The following is a 13,374-nucleotide window of genomic DNA, read 5'->3' on the forward strand; positions in this document are numbered from 1 at the left end:
ATGGCCGGCTTGTTTGGGAAGCGCTCGGCAGCGCGACGCAGCATGTCCCCGGTAAGCATCAATAGATCCTCTTTGATTTTTTCATCGAGAGCCGAGAGCCTCGCTGTCGGCGGTCAACTTTTGCTAATCTTATAGCATGTGAGCAAAAACAATTTCCGCACACCGGAATACTGGGAGAGCCAAAATGTCACGTGAGGACCGTCAGCTCGTTGATTCCTTAGCGCGAGGATTTGCCATACTTGAGTGTCTATCACGCGCTCGAAAACCCTTGGGCAATGGCGAAATTTCCACCATGGTGGACCTTCCGCCTTCCACAGTAAGCCGTCTGACCCATTCCCTGACGGTACTCGGCTATATCCGCCGCAGCCCTTCACAGCGCGCTTATGAGCTTACGCCGAAGAACCTCATGCTTGGATACCCCGTGCTAGCAGGAATGTCACTTCTTGACCGCGCGCGCCCTTACCTCAAGAGCATTAGTGAACAGACTGGGGAGACCGTCACTCTGGCTGTACGCGATGGCCTCTACGCGACCTTCCTGGAAGTGGTACAGGGAGTAAACTTAGTTGCAGTGCGGCTTTCAACAGGTGGCCGCTTGCGGCTCGCGGTCTCTGCATCAGGAATCGCAATGGTTGCCTCACTGCCCGAGAAGGAAAAGCGGTCCATCACAACACGCATACGAGCCGATATCGCCCGACGTGGCGAGGATCCGGCCATCTTCAATAGCGCTCTAGAAGAATGCGAGGCGACGGGCGTTGCGATAGTGCGAAATACCTGGCAGAAGGGTGTAGGGGGAATAGCCGTCGCGATGCAGGTCCAGGGCGAATTGGCTGCACTAACTATTCCTGTGGCTACCGGAAGCGTTGGTGAGGAAGAGATGCGCAGCACCCTTGCAGAGGCGCTGCAGAATGCGGCGTCAATCATCAGCCCCGGCTACGACTCGCAGCCGGGCTGAAGCTGCACAGAGTCTTAGGTTGTGCGCGCAGACAATCCCAACTGCGCGCGCCGCCGCAGCCACTGACTAGGACGATAGCGATCGTCGCCACTGAGGAGTTGAGCTTGCTCCAAGATACGGAAGGTCACTCTGGGTTCGAGATGATCAGCCATTTCCAGTGGCCCGAGGGGGTAGTTCAGCCCTAACCGTAGTGCTAAATCAATGTCTTCAACTTTTGCAAGCCCCATCTGCGCCATTTCGCAGCCAAGATTAGCCACCATAGCAGCGATACGCTGGCCAACGAAACCAGGAGAATCCCCGATCAGGCTGACTCGCCTCGCCTGAGAAAATCGCGCTACTACGGACATGATCAACTCAGCATCGTTGCCGGGGGCAGCCATCAGAGTCACCCGTTTCTCGCAGTTGGGCACCGTATCCACGCAGACCAAACGGCGGTGATCCAACCCATGGCGAGTTGCGTATGCTGAAGCGTCCTCGCCCACCGGGGCCGCCAGCACTGGGGCTCGGCCATCGTCATTCTTCAACACCCTAGCGCCGCATGTCTCGATTAGGGCAGCGAGCTGTGGTGCCTCGCCGTGCACGAACACTTCCTCGACTGGTTCGGCGCTGGCTTCGGTGTCGGGCAACGGGGGGAGCACACCTTCACTATGGTCATAAAAGCCACGCCCGGTCTTTCGGCCCAGCTGACCAGTATCCAGCATGTAGCGGTGCAGCGGCGTGGACCGCAGTCGCGGATCATTGAAAAAACTTTCGTGGACGAATTGGGTGACAGGAAAGTTCACATCCATGCCCGTGAGGTCCATTAGCTCGAAGGGGCCCATGCGAAAACCAAAGCCATCTCGCATGATGGCATCCACTTGAGCAGGCGTTGCTACTCCTTCGTGTACCAAAGCGAGACCCTCGGTGGTGTAGGCACGGCCGCCGAAATTGACCAGGAAGCCAGGCGTATCTTTGACCACCACCGGCGTTCGGCCGAGGCGGTAGCCTAGCTCGACTAGGGCCTCCATTACCGCTTCCGAGGTATCGGGGGCGCGGATCACTTCCACCAGCTTCATAACCGGGACAGGATTGAAAAAGTGCATCCCCGCCACTCGCTCTTTGCGATTGAGCCCGGCGCTGATCGCGCCAATGGGGAGCGAGGAAGTATTCGAGGCGAGAATAGCGTCCTCTTGGAGCAGCGCCTCCAGTTCGGAGAACAAGGCGGTCTTCACCTCCAGCTTCTCGACGATGGCCTCGATCACTACGTCGCAGTCGGCCAGGTCGCTCAAGCTAGACGCCGGCAACAGGCAGGAACTGGCGGCCTCAGCATCCTTGGCACTCATCTTGTCGCTGGCGACGCGCTTTGCGAAGCGGGAGTGAATTTTCTCACAGGCCTCAGCAGCAGCACCCTCGCGGGCGTCGTGAATCCATACACGGATGCCTGCTGCGGCTGCCACTTGGGCAATGCCGCCGCCCATAGCGCCGGCGCCGACCACGCCGAGGGTGAGCTCGGACGAATCCATCGATTTCATGCTAACTCCTGAACTGGAAACGTGTTACAGCAGCGGGCGCGACAGCCCGCCGTCCACGGTGATGTTCTGGCCGGTCATATAGGCGGCATGACGCGAGCACAGGAAGGCGCAGACCTGGCCGAAATCCTCTGGCAGGCCCAGCCGGCGCATCGGCACCGACTCGGCCATACGCGCCTTGGCCGCCTCTTCGCTAATGCCCTCATTGGCGGCTTGGGCCGTGTAGACACGGTGCAACGCGCCGGTGTCCATCAACCCGGGCAGGAGGTTGTTGACGGTGACGCCAGTGGCGGCGATCTCACGGGCGAGGCTGGCCATAGCGCCGGTCAGGCCCGCCCGCGCGCCGGTGGCCAGGCCCATGTTCGGGTAGGGCTCGCGGACGGTGAACGAGGTGATGTTGACGATGCGGCCAAAGCCTTGCTCTTTCATCACTGGCAAACACTGAACGGCAATATCTAAGGCGGCAAGCATGTTGGTCTCAAGCGCCTTAAGCCAAGTCTCGTGATCATGCTTTTCCACTGGCCCGGGAGGGGGGCCACCGGCGTTGGTGACTAAAATGCTGATCGGGCCAACGGCGCTAGCCTCTTCGACGATGCGGCGACGCTCCTCGGGCCGGGACACATCTCCGGCTACTGCTGTGGTGCCGAAGCTCTCCGCGATCTGGGCGGCGCGCTCCGGATCGCGGCCATTGATGACCACTTTGACGCCAGCGGCGGTCAAGGCTTGAGCACAGCTCAGCCCCAAGCCTTGAGTGCCACCTAAAACGAGTGCGGTCCGTCCGGAAATTCCAAGATCCATAATCAGTTTTCCTTTGTCTGCTACAGGAGCGAAGGTAGGAACAAAATGATCTGGGGAAACAGGGCCAGTATCACAACAACAAAGCCGAAGATAGCAATAAAGGGCAACACCGAGCGGTAGACGGCCTGGATGGGCACGTCGCTTGCCACGCCCTGCAAGGCGAACAGGGTATAACCAAACGGAGGGGTGATGCCGCCTATCGACATGTTGATAAGAAAAATCGCCCAGAACCACATCGGGTCGAATCCCAAAGCATTCACAATAGGCTGATATAGGGGCACCAGCAGGATCATCAGCGCGATCTGATCAATAAACATACAGAGTATGAAGGGTAATGCCATCAAGACTATGAACATCAGCACTAGAGAAATATCTAGATCTGTAACCCATGCGACGAGTTCGAAAGTCACACCGCTCATGTTCAATACCTGACTGAAAGAGACGGAGCTGACCATTATCACCATGATCATCCCAGTGATCCATGCAGTGGCGCGCAAGGCCTCGTAAAGAGCTTTTAGATCTAGCTTGGCGAACACGGAGCAGATCACCATTGCAACGATACACCCCATGGCTGCCGCTTCCGTGGGAGTAGCCACACCTGCCAGGATCAGCCCCAGAATAGTGACGATAATTAGCAGGAAAGGAAGAGCACGTAGAAAAAGCATTGCCCGCTCCCGCCCTGGCAGCGAAGTCTGCTGGCTGACTGGAGCTAGTGAAGGGTTCAGCCAACCGCGGATCACCACGTAGATAAAGAAGGCAACAGCGAGTAAGAGGCCGGGAAGGATGCCCGCAACAAGAAGACCGGAGATGGACACCCCGGAAAGAATACCAAGGACTACGGCCATCACGCTGGGTGGGATGATAGGAGCCAAGCTAGACCCAGCCAGGATGGCGCCCATGGAGAGGTTGCGGTCATAACCACGCTTCCGCATTTCCGGTAAAAGGGAAGCACCCATCATGGCCGCGACCGCCATAGCCGAGCCTGAGAGAGCACCGAATACCGCCGATAGCAAGATACTTACCGCATACAAGCGCGCACGGAGATTGCCAATGAGCCCATCTACGGCGTTGAAGAGGATATGAACCGCACTTGAGCGAAACAGGATCTCGCCTAGAAAAATAAATAGTGGAATGGCGGCCAAAGACATACTGGTGCCGGTGTTATACATGGAGTTCACCACCAGCATAACGCCGTCGAAGCTACCCCGGAGCAGGTAGATTCCCGCAATATTGAGAGTCAAGAAAGATAAGAATATTGGCAGCCCAGTAGCGAACAGCGCTAGGAGCAAGAAAAATGCCGCTACGATCAGAACATACCATTCCATCAGGCGTTCTCGCTATCGGTCGGTTCAGCCGCCAGGGAGCTGGCGAAGAGGTGCCGGAAGAAGTAAAGAGCCATACTCGCCATCCCATAGGTTAGGGCCATCATGACCAACCACTTTGGGATCGGGGTGGCAGCAATCATCATCACGCCACGGCTGTAAAGACGCATGCTCTCATTGCCGGCATACCAGGCAACCAGCGCACAGGCAGCCGCACCAAGTAACATGGTGAAGCGGTGAATCCAGCGCGCGGCACCTATCGGCAGTGCATCGACAACCGCGCTCATGGAAGCATGGCCCATCTTCCAGGTAAGCATGGGTGCGGCAAAAAAGGTCACCAGGGCGAAGCTCACGGCGGCAGTGTCGGAGGTCCAGCTAGCTGGTGATCCCAGCACGTATCGGCCTATCACCTCCCAGCCAGTGACAACGGTCAGGTACACCACGGCCAGCATGGCGCCCCAAAAGCTGAGCTGAGTAAGGCTGTCGTGCGCGCGCGTAATCGCGCGCACGACAAGGCTCAGCAAGGGTATCTGAGGCCGGGTAGTGCTCATTCGGCGGTCAGCCCTTTCTCTACGGCACGCTCGTGGAAATCGGCGCCGAGCGGACCGGAGCGATCACGCACCTGCTTCCAGATGCCGGCAGCGAAGATCGCATCCACTTGGGAGGCGGTCTCAGGACCGAACTCGGTGATCTCCAGCCCTGCCTCCTGCATGGCTACATCCTCTTCGGCCCAAAGGGTCTCGAAGTGCTCACGACCACTGACTTCCAAGTCTTGCGCCACCTCTAGGATTAACTCTTGGTCCTTTTCGGACAGGGCATTCCAGCGATCGAGGTTCATAAACAGCGAGAGGTTGGTAATACCGAAGGTGGGCCGAGTCATGTAATCGGCTACCTCGTACCAGGAGTAGTCCATGGCACCGAACACAGGCCAGGCGGCACCGTCCACTACACCACGATCCAGCGCCGAATAAATCTCGCTAGCAGGCAGAGTTACTACTGCTCCATTGAGTTCCTGTACCATATCGTGATAAGTGGCCGAAGCGCGGATGCTCATCCCACTCAGGTCACCCGAATCTCCGATTGGCTCACGCAGCAGAAAGTGGTAACCGGACGCAGCGGAAAATACCCCGATTAGCTTTAGGTTATGCTGTGTCTGGTAGTGCTCGTCGATCAATTCGTAGATGCCACTTTCACGACGTTCCTCGGGGTTATCCTGGACGGCATCCATCCCGAAGGCCATTCCAGTCTCACCTAGGTGATAGGCACCATGGGTAAAAAGGAAGTCGAACATTCCTGAAGATACTGGCTGTAGCTGCTCAAACGGCGGGACGGTCTCAGGGCCGCGCATGTTGATCTCTAGCTCGCCACCTGAACGCTCCTTGACCTCCTGCATGAAGCCTTCAGCAAAAACCGGGACGGCATTATAACTGGCTTCCCAGCTGGAAAGCATTGTCATTGGACGAGCTTGTGTCGATCCAGCGAAGGCCACGGTAGCCACCAGCACGCCCGATACCAGAGTCTTTTTGAACATTATTTTTCTCCTTCACAGCATAGTGAATGCGCTTTTTGGATTCCGCACCACAGGAAAAATGCCTCTAGCACCCCTCCTGCGGATGTAGTGCTAGAGGCAGCATAAAGCATATTCGTGAACGTTAATTCTGCTCTGCGGAAATTGGCGATGCTAATCAAACTTTGTGTCAGATGCAAAAGGCCCCCTGGGTCAAAGCCGCTATGAGTGAAGTGGAGAGCAGTAGAGGGCCGTGTGTCAGGGAGATGGAGGAAGGCTGAGCAAGTGTTATTCATTTTCCCGTGAAGGAGGGTGTGCGCTTCTCCTTGAATGCAGCAACCCCCTCACGATAGTCAGCGCTGCGGCCAGCAGCTCTCTGTAGATCACGCTCTAGATCAAGCTGGGCGTCCATGTCGTTGCGTTCGGCGGCCTCCAGCGCCTGTTTGATATAGGCAAGCCCCTGTGTTGGCTGGGTTGCAAGATGACGAGCAAGAGCCATCGAATCCTGCATCAGGTATTCGTCATCCACTACCTTCCAGATAAGACCCCAAGTCTCCGCCAGCTCAGCGTCTAGTTTATCCCCGAGCAAGGCCAGACCGCGTGCACGAGCGCGCCCTACGAGACGTGGCAGCAGCCAGGTGCCACCGGAGTCTGGTACTAGCCCAAGCTTACAAAAAGCTTGAACGAAGCTCGCCGAGCGTGCTGCCAGGACGATGTCACAATTCAACGCGAGGTTAGCCCCAGCCCCTGCTGCGATACCGTTAACGGCGCAGACCACGGGCATGGTTAGGGTGCGTAGGCGGCGAACTAGAGGGTTGTAATAAACCTCCAACGATTGTCCTAGATCCGGTGCTTCACCGTTGGGGCCAGGCCTGCGCTCAGAAAGGTCCTGCCCAGCCGAAAAGCCTCGGCCTCGCCCGGTAATCAGAAGGCAACGCACCTTCTCATCCATCTCCAACCTATCCAAGGCTTCCCACACCTCCTCATGCATCTTCACGTTGAAGCTATTGAGCTTCTCTGGACGACTTAGAGTCAGGATGGCAACACCATCTTCTATCGAAAATTCAATGCATTGGTAGCTCATGGCAGGCTCTTTCCTATATCTTTTTAGGCTAAATTAAGGATCCTAAAGGGTAGGCGGTGTCATTGACCAAGCGCAACACTTGCTCATCAGGTACCGTGCTGCTGAGCCCCATGGCTGCCACCATGGTTTTTCCAAGGCTAGCCACGTGGCTTCTTGCGTCGCTTTATCGGTGAGGAAAGAGGGATGAACGGGGTAACGAAGATATGGGTGGGGCATGGAGCAGATAATGTTCTTGACTCTGAAGGTATCGCAGAACTGCTGGCTGAGGTCGAAGCTGCCATAGCCCGCGGGAGACCAATACTGTTCCAGGGTACTGCTGAGGGGCGGTTTTTTTGCTCTGGTTTCGATCTTAGCACGTTGGCCTTGCTCCCAGAGAGGGAGCTTCGCCGGGCTTTTGCCGATTATCTCCGTCTGGGCCGGGCGGTGTTCACAGCTCCCGTACCGGTTGCAGTGTTGGCAAAGGGACATGCCATCGGTGTTGGTGCAACTCTAATACTTGCGGCTGACCAAGCGTTGGTTGCCGCACGGGCCAAACTTCGTTTCCCTGAAACGATGCTCGGTCTAGGTCTGTTCGCGGACATGGCCGCGATGATAAGCCACCGCGCCACCGGTCGACTGGCAGAGCGAATGTTGATGCGGGCCGAGCCATTAACCGGTATGCAGGCGGTCAACTGTGGGCTGGCCGACAGCCTAGTCGAAGATTCCCCCGGTAACCCCGAAGACCTGTTTTCCGGTATTGCCCCTGGCCCTTCGAAATTGGCCTGGGCACAAACAAAGCTGCTTTGTCGTGCGGATGTGTTGCATGTTCCAATCGAGGATCAGCTCGATTCTTTCCTTCTGCATTGGGACACCGCCCTCGCTGCGGTGAAACCTTCACCTACTGATCAACATCATGCATGAGTTCCCAGTGAACCGGCCCGGGTGCCGCCTGGAGACGGGATTGACCAGCCCTGCATCCTCATCGTTACCGGGCCGGCTCACGGCCCGGCTCACCACCCAGTACTAGAGTAGCGACGCATCTAGGTGACGCACATCTACGGCGCAGCTCGGGCGGGCTCGGTCAGGATCGTACACCCCAGACTGCCATCCTCACGCTCGGAGTAGATCCTCCGAAATCGATCGGCTCGCGGTCGATATGCAACGTACCGGCTTTCTCCGAGAAAGCCGGTACGGTTCACCCACTCGTCTTGGATCTACTCAGTCCAGCGTGCCGCGAAAAGCCCGGTGGTGGCCAGACGCATCAACAAGTCCCGCAATGGTGCGGGATAAAGCACGCAGGCGTCGTAGATGACGACGAAGCGCATCAGTAGCCCATATCCAGGTCCTGGGCCTGGTCGGCCAAAGTCTGGAGTGCAGCCTCGGACGCTTCCTCCTGCTGACGCCGGTAGGCGAGCAGATCTTGCAGGCGGATCCGTCGATGCGTGCCGACCCGGCTGAACGGAAGGGCACCCTCCTCCAACAGCTTGACCAGATGCGGCCGTGAGACATTCAGCATGTTTGCGGCTTCCTGAGTCGTCACCTCGGCATGAGTGGGGAGAATGGTCACCGTATTTCCCTGCGCCATCTCGGTCAGCAGATCACGCAGCAAAACCAGTGCCTGGCGCGGCAGCACCAGGTCCGCTCCATCCAGTTTGATATGCGCACGGTCACTCTCGGGCCGCTCACGAAGCAGTTGGCTGAGCTCAGTGGCACTAGCCTTGGCCAGGCGGGTGAGCTCGGCATCGTGGGACAAGGTATCCCGGCAGTATGATTCATGGCAATAACCTCCTGGCAGCACGCGATACGCTTGGCTGGCTGCCGTAGCGAGCTCGATTGTTACTTGCCAGGCCATTCGAAATAAACAAAATTCGCAATATCCGAAACAGGCTATTGATCTCCGGACTTGTGTGCTCGGGAGGTGCGTTCGAGCAGGGGACCCCGCCTGCGTGAAGGTGCAGGCTCTCTGCTACCGCAGGGATTCCTATGCCGGGTTGCGGTTTTGCGTTGTGCCCGCCCCTCCCCCACGACCCTATACGGATGAACGCATGTCAAAAAAGGGCTAAGCTCTGCCTTTCTGGGGTCGACATTGCCCCCTACCGACTGCAAATTCAAACAATATCGACAAGAGACTTGCGCCAGAACAAGTCCAACAGTACGGAGGGCGCTGTGAAGACAGACGACCACGGCACGCCGCTCGACAGCAAAATCGCATATTCGGCAAGTCTCGGCTCAGACTGGGAAGGCGCCGATCTGGACACGCTGCGAGCGAAGTTCTACCAGCTCTATATCGCCGTGGAGCAGAGCCCCGCCGCGACCGCCATCACCGATACCGACGGCCGGATCGAGTACGTCAACCAGCGCTTCCTCGATGTCACCGGCTATACCCGCGAGGAGTTGGTTGGCAAGACTCCCGCCATGATCCAGTCGGGCATGACGCCGGAGAGCGTCTATCGCGACATGTGGCAAACGCTGCGCAGCGGTCATGTCTGGCAGGGGGAGCTGCAGAATCGGAAGAAGAGCGGCGAGCTCTACTGGGAGGCCGAGACGCTTACGCCGGTCCGCAACGACAGCGGCGAGATCGTCAACTACGTGGCGGTGAAGGAGGACATTACCGAGCGCAAGCGCCAGGAGGAGGAGCTCAAGCTGCTGGCCAGTGTGTTCCAGACCGGCCAGGCCACGCTGATCACCGATGCCGACATGCGAATCGAGCGGGTCAACCAGGCCTTTACCGACATCACCGGCTATGCGGAGGAGGAGGTAGTCGGCCTGACACCGAAGCTCTTCAAGTCCGGGCGCCATGACAAGGCGTTCTACGTCAGTCTCTGGGACTCGGTGCTGGAAACCGGCCACTGGCAGGGCGAGATATGGAATCGCAACAAGTACGGTGAGATCTATCCGCTATGGCAGTCGATCACCGCCGTACATGATGATGCGGGCAATATCCGGCACTTCATCGCCGTGTTCCACAACATTGCCGAACGCAAGCGGATGGAGAGCGAGCTCGAACACCAGGCCACCCGCGACCACCTGACCGGCGCCCACAACCGCCGTGCCTTCGACACCGCCATGCGCAAGGCTATCCGCCAGGCCGAACGCAGTGACAACACCTTCTCGTTGCTGCTGTTCGATATCGATCACTTCAAGTCGGTCAACGACCAGCATGGTCACGAAACGGGAGACATCATCCTCAAGCGCCTGGCCACACTGGTCAGCCAGACCCTGCGCAGCACAGACCTGCTGGCACGCTGGGGCGGTGAGGAATTTGCCATTCTGCTGCAGGACTCGTCCGTCCGGGGCGGGACCGTCTTCGCCGAGCGGCTACGCCAGCAGGTGGCGGAGACTCGTCTTCACGGCCTGGCCGTGACCATCAGCCTTGGCATCACGGAGTACCGCCGCGGCGACAGCCGGAAGCGCTTCTGGCTCGCGCCGACAGCGCGCTATATCGCGCCAAACGCTCGGGTCGAAATCGGGTGGGCATCGCCGACGCCGATACCTGAACGGCCTCAGGTCACGGTGATGACCGTACACTGCGCCGAGTGCATTACCTTGTGAGAAACGCTACCCACCAGCATACCCTTTAGCTCGCTGACGCCACGACTGCCCATGATGATGGCATCGGCTGCAATCTCATTGGCCTCGCGCAGTATCGTATCGGCCGGCCGGCCCTCGCGTATCAATTCCGTCACTTTCAGCCCCTCCAGGTCGACCGCTTGCCGGGCCCTATCCAGCGCCTCTCGGGCCCGCTCCTCGTTCTGCCGGGCAAGCTCCTGCCGTCGCTCCTGGGTAAAGGGCTGGCCGGAGGCTCCCGCGAGGATCCCGATATCGTCGGGCGGCTCGGTGACATGCAGCAGATAGAGCGCGGCGGAGGATGCATGGGCCAACTGTGCCGCAACAGCCAGCGCCTTCTCGGCATGCCCGGACCCATCAACTGGAACCAATATCGGATGATTCATGGCAAGGCCTCCCCTTGTCGAATACCCAAGCCAACTGTTCCTGATTAAGCCTAGCCGTTGCCAGCGTCAGGGCAACTCACCCGCCACTCGCCCAGCCGAAGCCCAGCACCGGCATGGCCAGTGCAAAGAGCACCGCGGTAATGATGAGCACGGCTGCCAGGCTGACCAGTGCCCCGGCACGCACCATATCCATCACGCTCAACCGGCCGCTGCCGAAGACCACGGCATTGGGCGGTGTGGCGACGGGAAGCATGAAGGCACAGCTCGCTGCCATGGCCACCGGCACCGCAAGCAGCAGCGGGCTCGCCCCCAGGCTGACGGTCAGCGCTGCCGTCAGCGGCAGGATGGCGGCAGCGGTGGCGGTATTGCTGGTGACATGGCTCATCAGCATGACCACCACCACGACCATGCCCACCAGGTCCATTGCGGCCAGCCACCGAAGGCGGCAAGGCCCTCGGCCACGGTCGCGGCCAGCCCGCTGGTTTCGATGGCGGTGCCAAGACTGAGTCCGCCGCCCACCAGGATCAGCACACCCCAGGCAGGTGACGGGCACTGTCCCAGTCGAGCAGGAACTGGCGCACCCTCCAGCGGGCGGGCGTCACGAACAGGAGGAGTGCACCGATCACGGCGATCCCGGCGTCGGTGAGTTCCAGCCCGGGCAGCAGGTTCTGCAGCAGCGGACGCGACACCCAGGCCAGCGCCACCAGGGCAAAGATGGTGGCGACTCGCCGCTCAGGCCGGGTCATGCGGCCCAGGTCCTCGGCCTGTTCCTGCAGCATCTGCTCGACCCCCGGCACCACATCCCGCGGCAAGGGATAGACCAGGCGGGTCAATAGCCACCAGGCCAGGGCCAGCAGCAGCAGAGCAGGCGGCACCGCCAGCAGCATCCACTGGGCGAAGCCGATCTCGATCCCGTAGTTGTCGGCCATGAAGCCGGCCAGCAGCGCGTTGGGCGGGGTGCCGATCAGGTCCCCATGCCGCCGATATTGGCGGCCAGGGCGATGCCCAGCAGCAGGGTCAGCGCCATGTTGCGACTGGCCCCGACGCCGCCCTGGCGCTCCAGCAGGCCCAGCACCGACAGGCCGATCGGCACCATCAGCGCCGCCGTGGCGGTATTGCTGACCCACATGCTCAAGCCGGCGGTGGCCATCATGAAGCCCGCCACCAGTTGGTGAGGGCGGTGCCCGGACACCTTCAATACCACCAGGGCAATGCGCCGGTGCAGGCCCCAGCGCTGGATTCCCTCGGCTAGAAGGAAGCCTCCCAGGAACAGGAAAATCAGGGGGTTGGCATAGGGGGCGGCAACCTCGGCCATGGGTGATGTCCCCATCAGCGGCAATACCGCCACGGGCAGCAGCGCCGTCACGGCAATGGGCACCGGCTCGGTCACCCACCACAGCGCCATCCAGAAGGTGAGCGCCATGACCTGCCAGGCCGCAGGCGGCATTCCTGCCGGCGGCGCCATCCCGATCATAACCAGTGCCAGCAGCGGACCCGAAAGCAGTGACAACGCCAACCCCAGCCGCTTCAGCGCCTCGCGACGGGCCTCGCTGATGGTTTCCTCATTGTGTGGTTCAGTCATCGCCCCACCTCCTTGTCGGTTTCGAGGGCCAGCAGCCCGGCCACTGCCCTGCGACCAGGGCGGCCAGCCTTGCCTCGGGACTAAAGCCAGGCATCCAGCGGCAGCAGCCGGCTGATGCCGGCTCCCAGGTGACGCCAGAAGCCGCCAGGCTCGCTCATCAGTCGCACCGACTCGCCGTCGATTTCGGTCTGCCAGTAGCGCTTGCCGGCTTCCGTGCGACCGACCCGGTAGCTGAGCGCCGGACTCTTGCCCAGGTCGGCGAGCGCCTGAAGTTCGGCGGCAAGGCTCTCGCTGTAGGCCAGCACGCCCACTTCGGTATTCCACCACACCGAGCGCGGGTCGCATTAGCCGAGCCCACGAATACCCGATCGTTGTCGATACCGAGGGCCTTGATGTGCAGAGCGGAGGCCGAGCCCCCGACGCTGATCTCCCCTTCGCTGCCGGGCTCCCGCTCGGCGCGAAGCTCATGGAGCTGGACGCCGCTCTGCAGGAGGCCATCACGGCGGGCCTGATAGGCGCCGTGGACCACGGGCACATCGGTGGCCTCCAGGGAGTTGGTGAACACCGCCACCTCGACGCCGGCATCGGCCAGCGAGCGCAGGTACTGCGTGCCGGCTCTGCCTGGCACGAAGTAGGCGGAGATCACCACCAGCCGTTCACTCGGCTCACCCACCTCGCGAGCAGGTCCC

General features: G+C 59.8%; 15 protein-coding genes and 1 pseudogene. 3 read left to right on the forward strand and 13 right to left on the reverse strand.

All coding sequences use genetic code 11. From position 1 onward, the window contains the following. The first annotated feature begins 184 nt into the window (after positions 1-184). Entirely contained in the window at positions 185-952 is a 768-nt protein-coding gene (locus Q427_RS13175) for an IclR family transcriptional regulator (RefSeq protein ID WP_043514571.1), read from the forward strand. Between the two features lie 14 nt (positions 953-966). Here the strand turns inward: Q427_RS13175 and Q427_RS13180 are convergent, their stop codons facing one another. The 6 genes from Q427_RS13180 to paaG form a co-directional block, all read right to left on the reverse strand. Next, a complete protein-coding gene (locus Q427_RS13180; protein WP_043514573.1) occupies positions 967-2,463 on the reverse strand; it encodes a 3-hydroxyacyl-CoA dehydrogenase in 1,497 nt (498 codons plus the stop codon). A gap of 24 nt (positions 2,464-2,487) precedes the next feature. Next, the gene (locus Q427_RS13185; protein ID WP_043514577.1) at positions 2,488-3,258 is read right to left on the reverse strand and encodes an SDR family oxidoreductase; all 771 of its coding nucleotides are present in this window, start codon (positions 3,256-3,258) and stop codon (positions 2,488-2,490) included. A gap of 20 nt (positions 3,259-3,278) precedes the next feature. After that, a complete protein-coding gene (locus Q427_RS13190; protein ID WP_043514579.1) occupies positions 3,279-4,583 on the reverse strand; it encodes a TRAP transporter large permease in 1,305 nt (434 codons plus the stop codon). Further along, the gene (locus Q427_RS13195) at positions 4,583-5,089 is read right to left on the reverse strand and encodes a TRAP transporter small permease (RefSeq protein ID WP_043514589.1); all 507 of its coding nucleotides are present in this window, start codon (positions 5,087-5,089) and stop codon (positions 4,583-4,585) included. Before Q427_RS13195 ends, Q427_RS13190 begins: the two co-directional genes overlap by 1 nt. 38 nt (positions 5,090-5,127) lie before the next feature. After that, on the reverse strand, positions 5,128-6,111 hold the full coding sequence (dctP, locus tag Q427_RS13200; RefSeq protein WP_051496357.1) for a TRAP transporter substrate-binding protein DctP: 984 nt from the start codon (positions 6,109-6,111) through the stop codon (positions 5,128-5,130). A 268-nt stretch (positions 6,112-6,379) separates the two neighbouring features. Then, the gene (gene paaG / locus Q427_RS13205; RefSeq protein WP_043514581.1) at positions 6,380-7,171 is read right to left on the reverse strand and encodes a 2-(1,2-epoxy-1,2-dihydrophenyl)acetyl-CoA isomerase PaaG; all 792 of its coding nucleotides are present in this window, start codon (positions 7,169-7,171) and stop codon (positions 6,380-6,382) included. Between the two features lie 183 nt (positions 7,172-7,354). Between paaG and Q427_RS28870 the strand changes: the two genes are divergently transcribed. Continuing rightward, positions 7,355-8,071, forward strand: coding sequence for an enoyl-CoA hydratase/isomerase family protein (locus Q427_RS28870; protein WP_051496358.1), 717 nt, complete (start codon positions 7,355-7,357; stop codon positions 8,069-8,071). A gap of 403 nt (positions 8,072-8,474) precedes the next feature. Here Q427_RS28870 and Q427_RS13215 read toward each other — a convergent pair whose 3' ends face one another. Beyond that, on the reverse strand, positions 8,475-8,903 hold the full coding sequence (locus tag Q427_RS13215) for a helix-turn-helix domain-containing protein (protein WP_043514583.1): 429 nt from the start codon (positions 8,901-8,903) through the stop codon (positions 8,475-8,477). 413 nt (positions 8,904-9,316) lie between these two features. On the opposite strand from Q427_RS13215, the gene Q427_RS13220 reads away from it, so the two are divergent. After that, positions 9,317-10,702, forward strand: coding sequence for a sensor domain-containing diguanylate cyclase (locus tag Q427_RS13220; RefSeq protein ID WP_051496359.1), 1,386 nt, complete (start codon positions 9,317-9,319; stop codon positions 10,700-10,702). Here Q427_RS13220 and Q427_RS13225 read toward each other — a convergent pair. The 6 genes and pseudogenes from Q427_RS13225 to Q427_RS36905 form a co-directional block, all read right to left on the reverse strand. Beyond that, on the reverse strand, positions 10,654-11,103 hold the full coding sequence (locus Q427_RS13225; RefSeq protein ID WP_043514585.1) for a universal stress protein: 450 nt from the start codon (positions 11,101-11,103) through the stop codon (positions 10,654-10,656). The two genes, Q427_RS13220 and Q427_RS13225, sit on opposite strands and share 49 nt — an antisense overlap. Positions 11,104-11,179: 76 nt before the next feature. Next, positions 11,180-11,527 (reverse strand): anion permease, encoded by a 348-nt coding sequence (locus tag Q427_RS35325; RefSeq protein WP_269321238.1) that lies wholly within the window; start codon positions 11,525-11,527, stop codon positions 11,180-11,182. A gap of 100 nt (positions 11,528-11,627) precedes the next feature. Then, a complete protein-coding gene (locus tag Q427_RS35330; RefSeq protein WP_269321239.1) occupies positions 11,628-12,032 on the reverse strand; it encodes an anion permease in 405 nt (134 codons plus the stop codon). A 35-nt stretch (positions 12,033-12,067) separates the two neighbouring features. Further along, positions 12,068-12,685, reverse strand: coding sequence for an SLC13 family permease (locus tag Q427_RS35335; protein WP_269321240.1), 618 nt, complete (start codon positions 12,683-12,685; stop codon positions 12,068-12,070). An 80-nt stretch (positions 12,686-12,765) separates the two neighbouring features. Next, positions 12,766-13,014 carry a hypothetical protein gene (locus Q427_RS34045; protein ID WP_231613683.1) on the reverse strand — a complete coding sequence of 83 codons (249 nt, stop codon included), beginning with the start codon at positions 13,012-13,014 and terminating at the stop codon, positions 12,766-12,768. A gap of 65 nt (positions 13,015-13,079) precedes the next feature. Beyond that, positions 13,080-13,358 (reverse strand): annotated as a pseudogene (locus Q427_RS36905) (phospholipase D family protein); the annotation flags it as partial. Between the last annotated feature and the right edge of the window lie 16 nt (positions 13,359-13,374).

This window comes from Halomonas sp. BC04, assembly GCF_000568385.1.

Bases quoted from the DNA above. Each gene is read 5' to 3' on its own strand.
- Q427_RS28870 (WP_051496358.1), top strand. From the start codon at position 7,355: ATGAACGGGGTAACGAAGATATGGGTGGGGCATGGAGCAGATAATGTT.
- Q427_RS13225 (WP_043514585.1), bottom strand. From the start codon at position 11,103: ATGAATCATCCGATATTGGTTCCAGTTGATGGGTCCGGGCATGCCGAG.
- Q427_RS35335 (WP_269321240.1), bottom strand. From the start codon at position 12,685: ATGACTGAACCACACAATGAGGAAACCATCAGCGAGGCCCGTCGCGAG.
- dctP (WP_051496357.1), bottom strand. From the start codon at position 6,111: ATGTTCAAAAAGACTCTGGTATCGGGCGTGCTGGTGGCTACCGTGGCC.
- Q427_RS35330 (WP_269321239.1), bottom strand. From the start codon at position 12,032: ATGGCCGACAACTACGGGATCGAGATCGGCTTCGCCCAGTGGATGCTG.
- Q427_RS13185 (WP_043514577.1), bottom strand. From the start codon at position 3,258: ATGGATCTTGGAATTTCCGGACGGACCGCACTCGTTTTAGGTGGCACT.
- Q427_RS13180 (WP_043514573.1), bottom strand. From the start codon at position 2,463: ATGAAATCGATGGATTCGTCCGAGCTCACCCTCGGCGTGGTCGGCGCC.
- Q427_RS13175 (WP_043514571.1), top strand. From the start codon at position 185: ATGTCACGTGAGGACCGTCAGCTCGTTGATTCCTTAGCGCGAGGATTT.
- Q427_RS35325 (WP_269321238.1), bottom strand. From the start codon at position 11,527: ATGGACCTGGTGGGCATGGTCGTGGTGGTGGTCATGCTGATGAGCCAT.
- paaG (WP_043514581.1), bottom strand. From the start codon at position 7,171: ATGAGCTACCAATGCATTGAATTTTCGATAGAAGATGGTGTTGCCATC.
- Q427_RS13190 (WP_043514579.1), bottom strand. From the start codon at position 4,583: ATGGAATGGTATGTTCTGATCGTAGCGGCATTTTTCTTGCTCCTAGCG.